The sequence below is a fragment of the Rhodanobacter sp. LX-99 genome (assembly GCF_018599185.1).
In the GTDB taxonomy this organism is placed as follows: domain Bacteria; phylum Pseudomonadota; class Gammaproteobacteria; order Xanthomonadales; family Rhodanobacteraceae; genus Rhodanobacter.
In genome coordinates this window covers 1,283,269-1,298,606 of sequence record NZ_JAHFVL010000001.1, presented here as the reverse complement: position 1 = coordinate 1,298,606, position 15,338 = coordinate 1,283,269, and the positions used below count along the sequence as shown (strand labels likewise).

Annotated in this window: 16 protein-coding genes; 11 read left to right on the top strand and 5 right to left on the bottom strand. The window is 67.9% G+C overall.

Annotation, left to right across the window (positions count from 1 at the left end; all coding sequences use genetic code 11):
* Positions 1-90: 90 nt before the first annotated feature.
* From KK131_RS06205 to KK131_RS06160, 10 genes are all read left to right on the top strand, one after another.
* Positions 91-1,248: a DUF819 family protein gene (locus KK131_RS06205; RefSeq protein ID WP_214555805.1), complete on the top strand. Its 1,158-nt coding sequence runs from the start codon at positions 91-93 to the stop codon at positions 1,246-1,248.
* 26 nt (positions 1,249-1,274) lie between these two features.
* Positions 1,275-2,678: an SH3 domain-containing protein gene (locus tag KK131_RS06200; protein ID WP_214555804.1), complete on the top strand. Its 1,404-nt coding sequence runs from the start codon at positions 1,275-1,277 to the stop codon at positions 2,676-2,678.
* A gap of 51 nt (positions 2,679-2,729) precedes the next feature.
* Positions 2,730-3,827: a dipeptide epimerase gene (locus tag KK131_RS06195; protein WP_214555803.1), complete on the top strand. Its 1,098-nt coding sequence runs from the start codon at positions 2,730-2,732 to the stop codon at positions 3,825-3,827.
* A complete protein-coding gene (locus tag KK131_RS06190) occupies positions 3,827-4,684 on the top strand; it encodes a MurR/RpiR family transcriptional regulator (protein WP_214555802.1) in 858 nt (285 codons plus the stop codon). Before KK131_RS06195 ends, KK131_RS06190 begins: the two co-directional genes overlap by 1 nt.
* A gap of 89 nt (positions 4,685-4,773) precedes the next feature.
* The gene (locus tag KK131_RS06185; RefSeq protein WP_214555801.1) at positions 4,774-5,553 is read left to right on the top strand and encodes a L,D-transpeptidase family protein; all 780 of its coding nucleotides are present in this window, start codon (positions 4,774-4,776) and stop codon (positions 5,551-5,553) included.
* On the top strand, positions 5,550-6,785 hold the full coding sequence (locus KK131_RS06180; RefSeq protein ID WP_214555800.1) for a dicarboxylate/amino acid:cation symporter: 1,236 nt from the start codon (positions 5,550-5,552) through the stop codon (positions 6,783-6,785). The genes KK131_RS06185 and KK131_RS06180 overlap by 4 nt, the downstream gene beginning before the upstream one ends.
* A 107-nt stretch (positions 6,786-6,892) precedes the next feature.
* Complete coding sequence (locus KK131_RS06175; protein WP_056387887.1) at positions 6,893-7,489, top strand: aminodeoxychorismate/anthranilate synthase component II; 597 nt, start codon at positions 6,893-6,895, stop codon at positions 7,487-7,489.
* Entirely contained in the window at positions 7,486-8,544 is a 1,059-nt protein-coding gene (gene trpD, locus KK131_RS06170; RefSeq protein WP_214555799.1) for an anthranilate phosphoribosyltransferase, read from the top strand. Before KK131_RS06175 ends, trpD begins: the two co-directional genes overlap by 4 nt.
* Positions 8,545-8,633: 89 nt before the next feature.
* Complete coding sequence (gene trpC, locus KK131_RS06165) at positions 8,634-9,428, top strand: indole-3-glycerol phosphate synthase TrpC (protein WP_214555798.1); 795 nt, start codon at positions 8,634-8,636, stop codon at positions 9,426-9,428.
* Between the two features lie 5 nt (positions 9,429-9,433).
* On the top strand, positions 9,434-10,120 hold the full coding sequence (locus KK131_RS06160) for an HAD family hydrolase (RefSeq protein ID WP_214556663.1): 687 nt from the start codon (positions 9,434-9,436) through the stop codon (positions 10,118-10,120).
* Positions 10,121-10,152: 32 nt separating this feature from the next.
* On the opposite strand, the gene KK131_RS06155 is transcribed toward KK131_RS06160, so the two are convergent.
* Together KK131_RS06155 and crp are read right to left on the bottom strand one after the other, a co-directional pair.
* Positions 10,153-10,896 carry a sulfite exporter TauE/SafE family protein gene (locus tag KK131_RS06155; RefSeq protein WP_214555797.1) on the bottom strand — a complete coding sequence of 248 codons (744 nt, stop codon included), beginning with the start codon at positions 10,894-10,896 and terminating at the stop codon, positions 10,153-10,155.
* A gap of 92 nt (positions 10,897-10,988) precedes the next feature.
* Positions 10,989-11,690 (bottom strand): cAMP-activated global transcriptional regulator CRP, encoded by a 702-nt coding sequence (crp, locus tag KK131_RS06150; protein ID WP_056387876.1) that lies wholly within the window; start codon positions 11,688-11,690, stop codon positions 10,989-10,991.
* A gap of 287 nt (positions 11,691-11,977) precedes the next feature.
* On the opposite strand from crp, the gene speD reads away from it, so the two are divergent.
* The gene (speD, locus tag KK131_RS06145; RefSeq protein ID WP_056387873.1) at positions 11,978-12,763 is read left to right on the top strand and encodes an adenosylmethionine decarboxylase; all 786 of its coding nucleotides are present in this window, start codon (positions 11,978-11,980) and stop codon (positions 12,761-12,763) included.
* A 307-nt stretch (positions 12,764-13,070) separates the two neighbouring features.
* Here speD and KK131_RS06140 read toward each other — a convergent pair whose 3' ends face one another.
* The 3 genes from KK131_RS06140 to KK131_RS06130 all read right to left on the bottom strand — a co-directional run bounded on the left by KK131_RS06140 (position 13,071) and on the right by KK131_RS06130 (position 15,331).
* Positions 13,071-13,793 (bottom strand): 2OG-Fe(II) oxygenase, encoded by a 723-nt coding sequence (locus tag KK131_RS06140; RefSeq protein WP_214555796.1) that lies wholly within the window; start codon positions 13,791-13,793, stop codon positions 13,071-13,073.
* Positions 13,794-13,929: 136 nt separating this feature from the next.
* On the bottom strand, positions 13,930-14,580 hold the full coding sequence (locus KK131_RS06135) for a response regulator transcription factor (protein WP_214555795.1): 651 nt from the start codon (positions 14,578-14,580) through the stop codon (positions 13,930-13,932).
* A 58-nt stretch (positions 14,581-14,638) separates the two neighbouring features.
* Positions 14,639-15,331, bottom strand: a complete 693-nt coding sequence (locus KK131_RS06130; protein ID WP_250887046.1) for a sensor histidine kinase — start codon at positions 15,329-15,331, stop codon at positions 14,639-14,641.
* Between the last annotated feature and the right edge of the window lie 7 nt (positions 15,332-15,338).

Sequence of the window (15,338 nt, the reverse complement as noted above, 5' to 3'; positions counted from 1 at the left end):
TATGCTTCAATCGAAGTCGATAAGAATCAGCTATTCCTTGATGCTGGAAACCAGCCAGCCTGCGAATGCCCGCGAACGATCCACGAGGGGATGCATGTGATCCATACGGTCTGGCCCTACCTGGCGCTGATGTTGCTGGTCGCCGGTTTGTTTCCGGCAATGGAGCGCCGCTTCGGCTGGAAGGTGTTTTCGGTGCTGCCGCCGATCGTGCTGACTTACCTGCTGGTCACCGCGCTGGCGGTTTCCGGGCTGTGGCAGGTCAACGCGGAGATCAAGGCGGCGCAGTCGATGCTGGTCTCGCACATGGTGCCGGCGCTGCTGTTCCTGCTGATGATCAACTGCGACCTGCGCGCGATCTGGCGGCTCGGCCCGCGGGTTCTCGGCGTGTTCGCCTGCACCTCGCTGAGCCTGTTCGCGGCCTTCATCGGCACCTACCTGATCTATCGCCACTGGCTGCCCGGCAACGACTGGCAGCCGCTGGCCGCGCTCTCCGGCAGCTGGGTCGGCGGCACCGCGAACATGATCGCGGTGAAGCAGGCGATCGGCATGTCCGACACCTACCTGGCGATGTCGCTGCTGACCGATGCGCTGGGTTACTCGATGTGGGTGGTGGTGCTGTTCTCGGTGGCGCGGCTGGCGCCGGCGTTCAACCGCTGGACCCGGGCGAAATCCAGCGGCGACATCCCGCTGGCGCCGGTGAAGGCCAAGGCGCCGACCACCTACGACAGCGTGCTGCTGTGGCTGGGCATGGCGCTGGCGGTGGCGGCGCTGTCGGGCTGGCTGGCCGGCTGGCTGCCGGTGTCCGGCATGATCAGCGCGACCACCTGGACGATCCTGCTGGCCACCGGCTTGGGCCTGGTGGTGGCGCACACGCCGCTGGCGGAGTTCCCCGGCGCCGGCACGATCTCCAGCGCGATGCTGATCAGCGTGGTGGCGGTGCTCGCCTCGCAGAGCAACTTCCAGGGCATCGCCGCGGCGCCGCTGTATCTGCTGTGCGGCCTCACCATCATCGCGATCCACGCGGTGCTGCTGGTCGGCTTCGCCAAGCTGTTCCGCTTCGACCTGTACCTGTGCGGGATCTCCTCGCTGGCGCATATTGGCGGCGTGGCGGCCACGCCGATCCTGGCGGCCAGCTATTCGGCCGCGCTGGTGCCGGTGGGTATCCTGCTGGCCCTGCTCGGCTACATCCTGGGCACCGGCTTCGGCCTGCTGGTGGCGACGATCCTGTCCACGCTGGCGGGTGGGTGATGCGGTTTCAACATAGGACCAAGACGATGCGATTTCCCCTGCTTGCCGCCACCGCGCTTGCGCTCGCCTTCGCCGGCGCCCCGCTGCAGGCGCACGAGGCGAACGATGCGTTGACCGTGCCGCCGTCCGGCGTGCTCGGCGTCGGCGAGGCGCAGCTCACGCCCGCGTTCTGGATCGGCCGGCAGGCCGAGCCCGACCGGGTGATCCTCGATCGCGCCGCGATCGAGGCGCAGAACGCGAAGTTGCTGCAGATCGATCCGTCGATGCACGATCTGCGCGCCTTGCCGAAAACCTTGAGCCGCGAGCAGGTCGCCGGCTGGATCGAGGCGCTGTCCGAGCGGCCGGACCGCCCGCTGTTCGACGTCGACGGCCAGCCGGTGCCGGCCGCCACGCTGGACGCCGTGGTCGGCAACCTCGCGCTCGATGCGATTCCCGCGCAGCAGAAGACGCGCTACGGCCTGGTGGTGCGCCGCGCCGCGCTGCGCACGTTCCCCACCACGCTGCGCGTGTTCAGCACGAAGGGCGACACCGACATCGACCGCTTCCAGGAAACCGCCGAGTTTCCCGGCACGCCGGTGGCGATCGTGCACGCCAGCGCCGACGGCAAGTGGCTGTTCGTGGTCAGTCCGCGCTACGCCGCCTGGACCGAGAAAGAGAACGTGGCCGAAGGCAGCGCGGCCGAAGTGTTCGGCTACGCCGACAAGGCGCCGTACCGGGTGATCACCGGCGCGGTCGAGCGCACCGTGTTCACCCGCGAGCAGCCGGCGGTATCGCAGCTGCAGCTGGACATGGGTACGCGCGTGCCGGTGCTGACGAACCTGCCGCCGGATCAGCCGGTCAACGGCCAGACGCCGTACGCCGCGCACGTGATCGAGCTGCCGCTGCGCAAGGCCGACGGCTCGCTGGGATTCAGCCCGGCGCTGCTGCAGAAGAACACCGACACCGCCGCCGACTACCTGCCGCTGACCCGCGCCAACATCGTCCGCCAGGCGTTCAAGTTCCTCGGCGAGCGCTACGGCTGGGGCCACGCCTACGACGGCCGCGACTGCAGCGGCTTCGTCTCCGACGTGTACCGCAGCATGGGCGTGCAGATGCCGCGCAATACAAGCAAGCAGGCGATCAGCCCGGCGCTGGAACACCGCGCGTTCACCGCGAAGGACAGCCGCGAAGAACGCATCAAGGCGGTGCACGCGCTGCAGGTGGGCGACCTGGTCTACATCCCCGGCCACGTGATGATGGTGATCGGCCAGCTGTACGGCCAGCCCTACGTGATCCACGACGTGGGCGGCATGAGTTACCGCAAGGCGGACGGCAGCAAGGCGCACGTCAAGCTCAACGCGGTCTCGGTGACCCCGCTGCTGCCGATGCTGTTCAACGACAAGCAGACCTTTGTCGACCGCATGACCAGCATCGTGCGCATCCGCCACTGAGCGCGCCTGCACCAAGAAGAAAAAGGACACAGATTCCATGAAGGCTTGCCCATGAAAATCACCGATATCCAGTTCGGCATGCTGCGGGTGCCGCTGAAGACCCCGTTCAAGACGGCGCTGCGCACGGTCAACACGGTGGAGGACATCGTGGTGATGGTGCATACCGACTCGGGCCAGGTCGGTTACGGCGAGGCGCCGGCCACCGCGGTGATCACCGGCGATACCCACGGCTCGATCATCGACGCGATCCGCCACTACATCTCCCCAAGGCTGATCGGCCAGGACATCGCCAGCCTCAACCACCTCACCCAGCTGATCCAGTCCTCGATGGAGAAGAACACCAGCGCCAAGGCGGCGGTGGAGATCGCGGTGTACGACCTGTGGGGCCAGCTCTACAACGCGCCGCTGTACAAGCTGCTCGGCGGCGGCGACCCGGTGATCACCACCGACATCACCATCAGCGTCGACTACATCGACAAGATGGTGGCCGATTCGGTCTCCGCGGTGGAACGCGGCTTCGAGTCGCTGAAGATCAAGGTGGGCAAGGACATCGGCGTCGACATCGAGCGGGTCAAGGCGATCTACGCGGCGGTGGAGGGGCGCGCGCTGCTGCGGCTGGACGCGAACCAGGGCTGGACCGCCAAGCAGGCGGTGTACGCGCTGCAGACGCTGGAGGACGCCGGCATCAAGCTGGAGCTGATCGAGCAGCCGGTGAAGGCGCGCGACCTGGCCGGCATGCGCTACGTCACCGAGCGCGTGCACACGCCGGTCATGGCCGACGAGAGCGTGTTCGGCCCGATGGAGGTGATCGAGCTGATCCGCCTGCGCGCCGCCGACATCATCAACATCAAGCTGATGAAGACCGGCGGCATCTCCAACGCGATCCGTATCGCCGACATCGCCGGCATGCACGGCATCGAGTGCATGATCGGCTGCATGCTGGAAACCAGCATCAGCGTGGCCGCGGCGGTGCACGTGGCGGTGGCGAAGTCCAACGTGATCACCAAGATCGACCTGGACGGCCCGTCGCTGTGCCAGTTCAATCCGGTCGACGGTGGGGTAATCTTCAACGAGTCGGAAATCTCGGTGACGGACGCCCCCGGACTGGGCATCCGCGAGATCCGCGGATTGGAGAGGATCGAAGCCTGATGTCGCCGCTGGTCAAAATCCGTTCGGAACGCGACCAGATGTCGGCAGTGGAGCGGCGCATCGCCGACTTCATCCTGGAGAACGCGCAGCTGCTGCGCGACTACTCCTCGCAGCAACTGGCCAATGCGCTGGGGATCAGCCAGTCCAGCGTGGTCAAGTTCACCCAGAAGCTGGGCTTCAAGGGCTATCCGGACCTGAAGTATTCGGTCGGCGAGGCGATCGCGCGCGCCGACAACGGCGACACGCCGCAGGTCGCGGCGGCGAGCGGCGGCGAAGGCGGCGGCTCGTCCGCCGGCAACCTGTGGCGGCGCAAGTCCGAGGCGGAAGAGGCGACCCGGCTGATCAATCCGCCGGAAACCCTGCAGGCCGTGGCCGACGCGATCGAGCAGGCCGGCCGCGCCGGCAAGGTATTCATCATCGGGCTGGGCGAGGACGACATCCACGCGCGCGGCTTTGCGCTGAAGCTGTCGCTGCTGGGCATCCTCACCGTGCACAACTTCGACACCGCACGGATGACCGCGAACGTCTCCGCGGCCAGCGCCGGCGACGTGCTGCTGGTGTTCTCCGAGCACGGCAACCATCCGGCGCTGTGCAAGATCGCCCGCTATTTCCGCGAGCGCCGCGGCCAGGTGATCACGGTGACGCGGCACACCGCGAACCCGCTGCGCGCGCTGGCCGACCTTTCCCTGGTGGTGTCGGCGCACGACGAGCTGCCGTACGTCCAGCCGCTGCTGTACCAGTCGGCGCTGCAGCATCTGCTCGACGGCGTGTTCGTGCAATTGTGCGAAGGCCACGACGATCGCCACGCGCAACTGCTGGCCAACCTCGACCGTATCCAGCTGATGCTGGAGCCGTAACTGCGGGAATCGGGAATCGAGGCAGGAGCAACACTCCTGGCGGACTCCCACACTTGTTGCGTGACGCTCAACTACTGGATGGAAAGCTGATGACTGTTCGCCGCCGCACCCTTGCCCTGCTGACGTTTGCCATCACGCTTGCCGGCGCCGCGCATGCCGGCACGGCGGCCGCGCCCTGGCACGACGCCCGCCAGCTGGTGCTGGTCACCACCGCCGGCTGGAACGCGGACCATGGCACCCTGCGCACGTTCGCGCGCGACGGCGATGGTTGGCATGAAGTGCGCGCCGCCACGCCGGTGACCATCGGCAAGAACGGCGCCGGCTGGGGTCTGGGCCTGAACGCGCCGCAGCACGACGGGCCGCTCAAGCGCGAAGGCGACAACCGCAGCCCGGCCGGCGTGTTCCGCATCGGCGAGGCGTTCGGCTACGCCACCCACGCGGCCACCGCCCTGCCGTACCGCGCGCTCACTGCGACCGATTACTGCATGGATGTCAGCGGCGCGGCGCAGTACAACCGCATCGTCGACGCCAATGTGGTCGGCGCCGACGCGGTGAAGGGGTCCAGCGAGCCGATGCGGCGCGACCTGCATGCGAACGGCGACCAGCGCTACCGGCTCGGCTTCGTGATCGAGCACAACGCGCAGGCGGCGCCGCAGGGCGGCAGCTGCATCTTCGCGCACCTGTGGAAGTCGCCCACCGACGCCACCGCCGGCTGCACCGCGATGACGCCGGCGCTGATGGAATCGCTGCTGGCCTGGCTGAAACCGCAACAGCATCCGGTCTTCGTGCTGCTGCCGCAGGCCGAGTACGAGCGCCTGCGCGCCGAGTGGCAACTGCCGGTGCTGGCCGGCACGGAAGCCGCGCAGTGAGTGCGACCACCCGGGTCCTGGTGGGGCTGGCCGCCGGCGCGCTGATCGGCCTGCTGCTGGCCGGCTGGAACGAAACCGTGGCGTTGCAGGTGGCGAACGTGGCGCAGCCGGTCGGCAAGCTGTGGCTGAACGCGCTGCAGATGACCGTGGTGCCGCTGGTGCTGGCGCTGGTGGTGGTGGGCGTCAACACCGCCACCGACGCGGCCGCCTCGGGCCGCATCGCGCGACGCGCGATCGTGGTGTTCATCGTGGTGCTGACCGGCGGCGCGCTGTTCGCGGCGCTGGCCGCGCCGCTGGTGTTCTCGCTGTTCCCGCACAATCCGGCGCTGGTCACGGCGCTCGACCACGCCAGCGTGCCCGCGGCCGCGCAGGCGGCGCCGAACTGGATCGACACGCTGGTGGCGATCGTGCCGAACAATGCGATCATGGCCGCGGCGCAGAGCGCGATGCTGCCGCTGGTGGTGTTCGCGCTGTTCCTCGGCTTCGCGCTGACCCGGCTCGCGCCGGCGCGGCGCGCGCTGCTGATGGAATTCTTCCAGGCGATCGCCGACGCGATGATCGTGATCGTGCGCTGGGTGCTGTGGATCGCGCCGCTGGGCGTGTTCGCGCTGATCCTTTCGGTGTGCGCGCGCTCGGGCCTGGGGATGCTCAGCGCGCTCGGCGTGTACGTGCTGGTCGAGTGCCTGCTGTACCTGGCGGTCACCGTGATGATGCTGCCGCTGGCGGTGGTCTTCGGCGGGGAGCGGCTGCGCCGTTTCGCGCTGGCGCTGGTGCCGGCGCAGGTGGTGGCGGTCAGCACGCAGTCGTCGCTGGCTTCGCTGCCGGCGATGCTGGAAAGCGCCGATCGCCGGCTCGGCTACCCGAAGCAGGTGGCCGCGCTGGTGCTGCCGATGGCGGTGAGCCTGTTCCGCCTGACCAGCCCGGTGCAGTACGTGACCTCGGCGGTGTTCATCGCCTGGGCCTACGGCATCGACCTGTCCACCGCGCAGCTGCTCGCCGGCGCGCTGCTGGCGGTGGTGATCAGCCTGGGCTCGGTCGGCCTGCCGGGCCAGGTCACCTTCATCGCCACCAACCTGCCGGTGGCGCAGGCGATGGGCCTGCCGCTCAGCCCGCTGGGCCTGATGCTGGCGGTCGACACCATCCCCGACGCGCTGGCCACGCTGGGCAACGTCACCGGCGACCTCACCGCCACCAGCATGGTGGCGCGGCAGTCGCGGCGCGACACCGCCTGAGCGCGGACCGACAGTCGCGCCTGGCGCGGGTGGCGGAACCGGAGTGGGCGGCACGGCTATAATGCCGTGCCCGGCGCGCTGCGCCGCCATGTCCCGCAAGGCGCGCCATGCTCCTGATGATCGACAACTACGACAGCTTCACCTACAACCTCGTGCAGTACCTGGGCGAGTTGGGGCAGGCGGTCAAGGTGGTGCGCAACGATGCGCTGGACGTGGCCGGCATCCGCGCGCTGAAGCCCTCGCACATCATGATTTCGCCGGGGCCGGGCACGCCGGACGATTCGGGCGTGTCGCTGGACGTGCTGCGCGAACTGGCCGGCGAGATCCCGGTGTTCGGCGTGTGCCTGGGCCACCAGGCGATCGGCCAGGTATTCGGCGGCAAGGTGATCCGCGCCAGGCAGATCATGCATGGCAAGACCTCGCCGGTGATCCACCGCGGGCAGGGCGTGTTTGCCGGCCTGCCGAATCCGTTCGAGGCGACGCGCTACCACTCGCTGGTGGTCGAGCAGTCGTCGCTGCCCGATTGCCTGGAAGTCACCGCATGGACGGAAAACCCGGACGGCTCGATCGACGAGATCATGGGCCTGCGCCACAAGACGCTGGCGGTCGAGGGCGTACAGTTCCATCCCGAGTCGATCCTGACCCAGCATGGCCACGACCTGCTGCGCAATTTCCTGGGCCAGCCGCTGAAGGCGGCGGCATGAACGGTCAGGTTCGCGCGATCACCATCACGCCGCAGGAAGCCCTGCAGCGCACGATCGAGCATCGCGAGATATTCCACGACGAGATGATCGCGCTGATGCGCCAGATCATGAACGGCGAGGTGAGCCCGCTGATGACCGCGGCGATCATCACCGGCCTGCGCGTGAAGAAGGAAACCGTGGGCGAGATCACCGGCGCGGCGCGGGTGATGCGCGAGCTGTCGGCGAAGGTGGACGCGCCGCCGCACGCGCACTTCGTCGACATCGTCGGCACCGGCGGCGACGGTTCGTCCAGCTTCAACATCTCCACCACGGCGATGTTCGTGGCGGCGGCGGCCGGCGCGCGCATCGCCAAGCACGGCGGGCGCAGCGTGTCGTCGAAATCCGGCAGCGCCGACGTGCTGGAGGCGCTGGGCGCGGCGATCGAGCTGTCGCCGGCGCAGGTGGCCGCGTGCATGGCCGAGACCGACATCGGCTTCATGTTCGCGCCGAACCACCATCCGGCGATGAAGGTGGTGGCGCCGGTGCGCAGGGAAATGGGCGTGCGCACGCTGTTCAACATCCTCGGCCCGCTGACCAACCCGGCCGGTGCGCCGAACATCCTGATGGGCGTGTTCCATCCCGACCTGGTCGGCATCCAGGTGCGCGCGCTGCAGCAGCTCGGCGCGCGGCACGCGCTGGTGGTGTGGGGCCGCGACGGGCTGGACGAGATTTCCTTGGGCGCGGCGACCCTGGTCGGCGAGCTGCGCGACGGCGTGGTGCGCGAGTACGAGGTGGAACCGGAGGATTTCGGCCTGGCGATGGCGTCCAGCCGCAACCTGCGCGTGGAGAATGCGGACGAGTCGAAGACGATGCTGCTGGAGGTGCTGCAGGGGCGCCACGGCGTGGCGCACGACATCGTCTGCCTGAACGCCGGCGCGGCGCTGTACACGGCGGACGTGGCCGCTTCGATCGGCGAAGGCATCGATCTCGCCCGTGCCACGATTGCCAGCGGCGCCGCACATGCGAAAATGCAGGCCTTCGTGGCAGCCACCCGACGGCTTGCCAATCCGCAGTAAGGCGTACATGGTGCGCGAAGCTGCCGCAGCCCGGTGCGCCGGTGCCCCTGTCGCGCATGGGATGCGCTCCCACACCACAGCGAGATGCCATGACTGACATTCTCAATCGCATTCTTGCCCGCAAGGCGGAAGAGGTCGCCGAACGCCGGGCCCGGCTGCCGGAAGCCGAGCTGATCGCGCGCATCGCGGACCTGCCCGGCACCCGCGGTTTCGCTGCGGCGATCGAGGCGAAGATCGACGCCGGCCTGCCGGCGGTGATCGCCGAGGTGAAGAAGGCCAGCCCGAGCAAGGGGCTGATCCGCACGGATTTCGACCCGGCCGCGATCGCGAAGAGCTACGCGGCCGCCGGCGCGGCCTGCCTGTCGGTGCTGACCGACAGCGATTTCTTCCAGGGCAGCGAGGCGTTCCTGCAGCAGGCGCGCGAGGCGTGCTCGCTGCCGGTGCTGCGCAAGGACTTCATCATCGACGCATACCAGGTGTACGAGGCGCGCGCGATCGGCGCCGACTGCGTGCTGCTGATCGTCTCGGCGCTGGACGACGACGTGCTGCTGCAGCTGTCGCTGCTGGCCGCGGAGCTCGACCTGGACGTGCTGTGCGAGGTGCACGACGAGGAGGAACTGGAGCGCGCGATGGCGTTGCCGGTGCCGCTGATCGGCGTGAACAACCGCAACCTGCGCACGTTCGAGACCTCGCTGGAGACTTCACTGACGCTGCAGGCGATGATCGAGTACGACCGCGTGCTGGTGGCCGAATCCGGCATCCATACGCCGGAAGACGTGGCGCGCCTGCGCGAGGGCGGCATCCAGGCGTTCCTGGTCGGCGAGGCGTTCATGCGTGCCGAAGACCCGGGCGCCGAATTGCGGCGGCTGTTCTCGATCCCGTGACCGTGATGCCGGAACAGGAAGCGCTGGCGCCGGCGGACGCGGCATTGCCGCGCGTGGTGCTGTTCGATTTCGACGGCGTGCTGATCCGCGGCGATGCGTTCTACCTGTTCATGCGCGAGCGCTACCGCCGCTCGTGGGGGCGTCGCCTGCTGGCGTTGCTGAGCACGCCGCTGCTGCTGTTGCAGCTGCCGTTCTCGCGTCGCCTGCCGATGCGCCTGCTGGTGCGCATCGCGCTGCTGGGGCTGGGCGAGCAGGGTTACCGGGTGGCCGCGAATGCATTCGCGGCCACCCTGGCGCGGCGGCCGAAGCAGTTCTGCCGCGACGGCCTGCAGGCGTTGCGCCGGCACCAGGCACAGGGCGACCGGGTGATCGTGGTGACCGGCTGCGAGCACACCCTGGTCAGCGGGGTCCTGCAGCAGCTGGGCCTGACCAATCTGGAAATCGTCGCCTCGCAGCTGCGCCCCGGCTGGCTCGGCATGCGGCCGCGGTGGCACAACGTGGGCCGGCGCAAGGTGCAGTCGCTGGCCCGGCACGGACTCAGCGAGTGGCATGTGGCGTACGGCGACTCCATGTACGACGCGGCGATGCTGAAGCTGGCGGCCGAGGCGGTGCTGGTCAACGGCACGCCTGCGCTGTGCAAGAAAGTCGAGAAGGCGCTGGGCCGCGCGGTCACCCGCGTCGAGTGGTTCTGAGCGCGATCGCGTGATCGGCGCGCGGCGCGCTCCTACAGCAGCGTCTGCACCAGCTGGCCCAGGCTGATCAGCACGATCAGGCCGCCCACGGCGGCCATCACGACGTGCTCGGGCAGGTGGCGCACCAGCCATGCGGCGAACGGCGCGGCGATCACGCCGCCGGTAAGCAGGCCGAGCACGATCGGCCAGTGGCCGGCACCGACATGCCAGACCAGGGTGGCCGAGACACAGACCGTCACCACGAACTCGGCCGCGTTGACCGAGCCGATCGTGCTGCGCACGCCGCCGCCGCGCGCGATCAGGGTGCTGGTGGCCAGCGGGCCCCAGCCGCCGCCGCCGATCGCGTCGAGCAGCCCGGCGAAGAAACCCAGCACGCCGCTGTGCTGTACCTGGTGGCGGGTCAAGCGCCTGCCGAAGGCGCGCAACAGCACCATCGTGCCGAGGATCAGCAGGTAGGCATTGACCCATGGCCGGATCGCCTCACCCGGCACGCTGGCCAGGAAGGTCGCGCCGAGGATGCCGCCGATCGCGCCGGGAATGGCCAGTTGCCAGAACAGTTTCCAGCGTACGTTGCCGAACCAGGCGTGCGATGCGCCGGAAACGCCGGTGGTGAGCACCTCGGCGGTATGCACGGTGGCGCTGGCCACCGCCGGCGGCAGGCCCAGCGCCAGCAGGATCGAGTTGGAGACCAGTCCGTAGGCCATGCCCAGCGCGCCATCGACCAGTTGGGCGAGCAAGCCGACACCGACAAAGATGAAGAACTGTCCGTAATCCAAGCGTCGTCTCGCAACCGATGGCGAAGCGCCATCCTTGACCAGTCTTCGTAAAAAGACGGTTCAGGCGGAAGAGGGCGAACCTCCGCGCGGGATCAGCGCGTGCCGCGCACCACGATGGTCTTGCCGGAGACGTCGATCATGCGCTGCTCCTCCAGCTGCTTCAGCACGCGGCCGACCATTTCGCGCGAGCAGCCCACGATGCGGCTCACCTCCTGGCGCGAGATGCGGATCTGGGTGCCGTCCGGGTGGGTCATCGAATCCGGCTCCTGGCACAGGTCGAGCAAGGTGCGCGAGATGCGGTTGGTGACGTCCATGAAAGCCATGCGGCTGACCTGGCGCGAGGTGCGCAGCAGGCGGTTGGTCAGCTGCGAGCCGATCGCGAACAGGATCTTCGGGCATTCCTCGCGCAGCGGGCCTTCCATCAGCTGGAACAGGCGCTCGTAGCTGACTTCGGCCATCTCGCACGGGGTGCGCGTGCGCACCATCGACTCGCGCTGGGCCTGCTCCACGAACAGGCCCATCTCGCCGATGAACTGGCCGCGGCTGATGTAGGCAAGGATCAGTTCGCGCCCCTGCTCGTCCTCGGTGCATACCGCCAGCGAGCCCTCGACCACGTAATACAAGGTGTTGGCCGGGTCGCCGGGTCGGATGATCGCCGTCTTGCCCGGGTAGCGCCGGCGGTGGCACAGCGCCAGGAAACGTTCCATCGCGGCGGGGTCGGGTGCGAAGCCGAGCGGGGCCTGCGAGCGTTCAAAAGCCTGTTGGAGCTGGTACTTGAGTTGCGCCACGATCATCCCCTACAGAATGGTTGTCATTACAGCGGCAGTCGTTGCCACGCGCCATGCGTGTCGCTGAACCATCCTTGCAAGCTTGGCATTATGGCAAACCTGGGCGCTTGTGGCAGGTTCAATTTCTTTTCTTTTTGCCGCATACTTCGCGGTCTTCCGGATGCGGCAAGTTTGCCACATGCGGTTCACAAGGGTCGCGCAGGCTGTGCGCCTGTGCTTCACACCATCCGCGGGGACCCTTGTCGCTAACCCGCCTCTACTGCTGGCCGAACACCGGCCATGGAGAGCCGCCCGTGGTCAAACCACTTCCCCGTCTGCGCCTGCAGGGCTTCAACAACCTGACCAAGGCGTTGAGCTTCAACATCTACGACATCTGCTACGCGGTGTCCGAGGACCAGCGCCGGCGCTACATCGAGTACATCGATGAGCAGTACGACGCCGACCGCCTGACCCAGATCCTCACCGACGTGGCCGAGATCATCGGCGCGAACATCCTCAACATCGCACGCCAGGACTACGACCCGCAGGGCGCCTCGGTGACCATGCTGATCTCCGAGGAGCCGGTGGTGGAGAAGCTCGGCCGCGACTCGATCGCGGGCGCCGTGGTCGCGCACATGGACAAGAGCCACATCACCGTCCACACCTACCCGGAAACGCATCCGCACAACGGCATCGCCACGTTCCGCGCGGACATCGACGTGGCCACCTGCGGCGTGATCTCGCCGCTGAAGGCGTTGAACTACCTGATCGACAGCTTCGAATCGGACATCGTGGTGTGCGACTACCGCGTGCGCGGCTTCACCCGCGACGTGAAGGGCAAGAAGCACTTCATCGACCACAAGATCAATTCGGTGCAGGACTACCTGGCCAAGCACATCCGCCAGAAGTACGAGATGTTCGACGTCAACGTGTACCAGGAAAACATGTTCCACACGAAGATGCACATCAAGGACTTCGACCTCGACACCTACCTGTTCGAGTCGCACGCCGACGACCTCTCGTTCAAGGAGCGCCAGCGCATCGAGTCGCTGCTGCGCCGCGAGATCGAGGAACTGTTCCACGGCCGCAACCTGATGTGACGAAAAACCCGCCGAGAGGCGGGTTTTTTCCGGACTTCTCTGCGGGGACGGTTCCGGCCACGCGCATGGCCCAGCAATCACGGCATTCGTTCGCCGGTGCGCGTCCGGGCTTCGGTGCCGTCGGGCGAGTGCCCGTTGGAGGGCCGCTCGGGCGCCGGCTATCCTCATGCCGGTGCTGGAGGCGCTTACCCGGCGAGCTTTTCCTTGAGAGCGAGACTGGGCCTCCGCGGGGCGTGACGGTCATGGGCGCACGCTGTTCGGCCGCCCGGTGGCAGGGAGCAGCTGCCATCGCTGTCCTGCGCAGTGATCAGGCGCCGCCGAACAGCTGCTCGGCGCGCTGGAACAGCACCCAGCTCGTCGCGATGACCTTGTCGCCGCCCTGAGGGCGGTTGCCGCGGTGCGTATGCGTGAACGAAGCCGGCGCCAGCAGCAGCGTGCCGGTGCGCGGCACGATCTTGCGCTGCTGGTAGAGAAACTCGGTCTCGCCCTCGGCAAAGCCGTCATTGAGGTAGATCGTCCACAGCAGGTGGCGGTGCAGCGTGTCGGCGCGCGGGTCGCGCGGGTACAGCTCGCAATGCCAGTAAGGATAGCCGCCGCGTCCCGCGCTGTAGCGTTGCAGGTTGATTGCCCCTGGCCGGAATACCGTCTCAACCAGTGACGACAGCGCACCGTCGTCCATGGCCTGCAGGCGTTCGGACGTCAGCCGGTGGCGGGTGCCGCCCGGGCCCGGAACCTCAAGCATCAGCGGCGCGATCAGCGCATGCGGGTATCGCCTCAGGTAGGCAAGTACCCCGCGGAACACCGCCTGGTTGAGCGCCGCTTCCGCCTCGTGCCAGTCGGCCTGGTCGCTGAGGGCAAGGTCCTGGCTGTCCTTCAGTTCGGGTAGCACGCCGCCGCCAACCCGCCCCGGGCGGGTCTTTGCACTCGCGGCGAAACGCTCGACCAGCGCAGCACACTGTGCCGCCGGCAATGCATCGGGATACACCTCGATGAAGTCATCCGGGACATTCAGAGCAGTGGACATGGACATGCGGTGGCATCGTTGGCGCGCAGCGCGGTGCGCGGGAAAGCACGAAGGCGGTCATCATGGCACGGAGCGGGCGGCCCTTGAACCGGCATCGGGCATCGCATTGCGGCACGTGCCGTCGCGGCCGCGCGACGGATCCCTAATCAAGCAATCCCCGGCGCAAGGCGTAGCGCACCAGCTCGGCGGTGTTGCGCACGGCAATCTTGGTCAGCACGCGGGCACGGTGGTTTTCCGCGGTCTTGGTGCTGATCGCCAGCTGGCGCGCGATCTCCTTGGTGGTCAGTCCCTCGGCAATCAGGCGGAACACCTCCCGTTCGCGTGCGGTCAGGAGCTCATAGCGGTCATCCAGCACGCGCTCGGGGTGCTGCAGTTGTTCGGCCAGCGCGCGCGCCGCTTGCGGGCTGAAATGCCCCCGCCCGGCGTGCAGGTTGCGTACCGCGGCGAGCAGCTCCACCGCAGCGCTGTCCTTGACCAGATAACCGCTGGCACCGACGCGCACGGCCTGCAGCACGTACTGATCCTCCTGGTGCATGGTCAGCACCAGCACGCGCGTGTCCGGCAGAGCCTGACGCAAGCGACGCACCACCTCGATGCCGTTCAAGCGCGGCATCGACAGGTCGGTGACGACGATGTCCGGGCGCGTGGCCAGCGCCTTGTCAACGGCTTCGACGCCGTCGGCGGCCTGCGCGATGACCTCTATGTCGCCGTCGCTTTGCAGGATGCCCACGAGGCTCTCGCGAACCAGGGTGTGGTCATCGACAAGCAGGACGCGGATCGGGATGGGCGGCATGCGGCATACCCTGCATGCCATCTTCAACTGCGTCAAGCGCAGGGCCGGTATGCGCCGCTCAGCGGCTGTCGAGCGGCACCAGCGCGCGCAGACGGGTGCCGTGGCCGGCAGCGGAGCGCAATTCGAGCTGGCCGTTGAACAGTTGCAGGCGTTCGCGGATGCCGCCCAGGCCAATGCCGCCGACAGCCTGCGCGCGTTCCGGGTCGAAGCCGCAGCCGTCATCGACGATTTGCAACTGCAGGCGGCCACCGCGCTCGACCAGATGCACCAGCACGCTGTGTGCGCCGGCATGCTTGACCACGTTGTTGAGCGCTTCCTGGGTGATGCGGAACAGCAGCGTTTGCAGTTCGCCATCGAGGCTTGGCATTGGCTCGATCTCCACCGCGATCGCGATGCCGGCGGCTTCGCCCAGGCTGCGCGCCAGCCAGCGCAGCGCCGGTTCGAGACCGAGGTCGTCGAGGATCGGCGGACGCAGCAGGCGCGAGAGCTGACGGGTATCGTCGAGGGTGTCGGAACACAGCGTGACCGCGTCGTCGAGGCTGGCGCGCAACGCCTTGAGTTCCGCCGGCAATGCATCGCCGATCTGCGCGAGGCGGTGCTTGAGCGCGGTCAGGTTCTGGCCGATGCCGTCATGCAGGTCGCGCGCGAGGCGGCGCCGCTCATCTTCCTGTACGCGCAACACCGAGCGACCCAGACGGTGGAACTCACGCTCGTTCGCTTCGAGTCGTTGCAGCAGCTGCTGGTATCGCATCCGGGCT

Coding starts and splice junctions, on each gene's coding strand:
- KK131_RS06205 (WP_214555805.1), top strand. CDS start 91: ATGCATGTGATCCATACGGTCTGGCCCTACCTGGCGCTGATGTTGCTG.
- KK131_RS06200 (WP_214555804.1), top strand. CDS start 1,275: ATGCGATTTCCCCTGCTTGCCGCCACCGCGCTTGCGCTCGCCTTCGCC.
- KK131_RS06195 (WP_214555803.1), top strand. CDS start 2,730: ATGAAAATCACCGATATCCAGTTCGGCATGCTGCGGGTGCCGCTGAAG.
- KK131_RS06190 (WP_214555802.1), top strand. CDS start 3,827: ATGTCGCCGCTGGTCAAAATCCGTTCGGAACGCGACCAGATGTCGGCA.
- KK131_RS06185 (WP_214555801.1), top strand. CDS start 4,774: ATGACTGTTCGCCGCCGCACCCTTGCCCTGCTGACGTTTGCCATCACG.
- KK131_RS06175 (WP_056387887.1), top strand. CDS start 6,893: ATGCTCCTGATGATCGACAACTACGACAGCTTCACCTACAACCTCGTG.
- trpD (WP_214555799.1), top strand. CDS start 7,486: ATGAACGGTCAGGTTCGCGCGATCACCATCACGCCGCAGGAAGCCCTG.
- trpC (WP_214555798.1), top strand. CDS start 8,634: ATGACTGACATTCTCAATCGCATTCTTGCCCGCAAGGCGGAAGAGGTC.
- KK131_RS06160 (WP_214556663.1), top strand. CDS start 9,434: ATGCCGGAACAGGAAGCGCTGGCGCCGGCGGACGCGGCATTGCCGCGC.
- crp (WP_056387876.1), bottom strand. CDS start 11,690: ATGATCGTGGCGCAACTCAAGTACCAGCTCCAACAGGCTTTTGAACGC.
- KK131_RS06140 (WP_214555796.1), bottom strand. CDS start 13,793: ATGTCCATGTCCACTGCTCTGAATGTCCCGGATGACTTCATCGAGGTG.
- KK131_RS06135 (WP_214555795.1), bottom strand. CDS start 14,580: ATGCCGCCCATCCCGATCCGCGTCCTGCTTGTCGATGACCACACCCTG.
- KK131_RS06130 (WP_250887046.1), bottom strand. CDS start 15,331: ATGCGATACCAGCAGCTGCTGCAACGACTCGAAGCGAACGAGCGTGAG.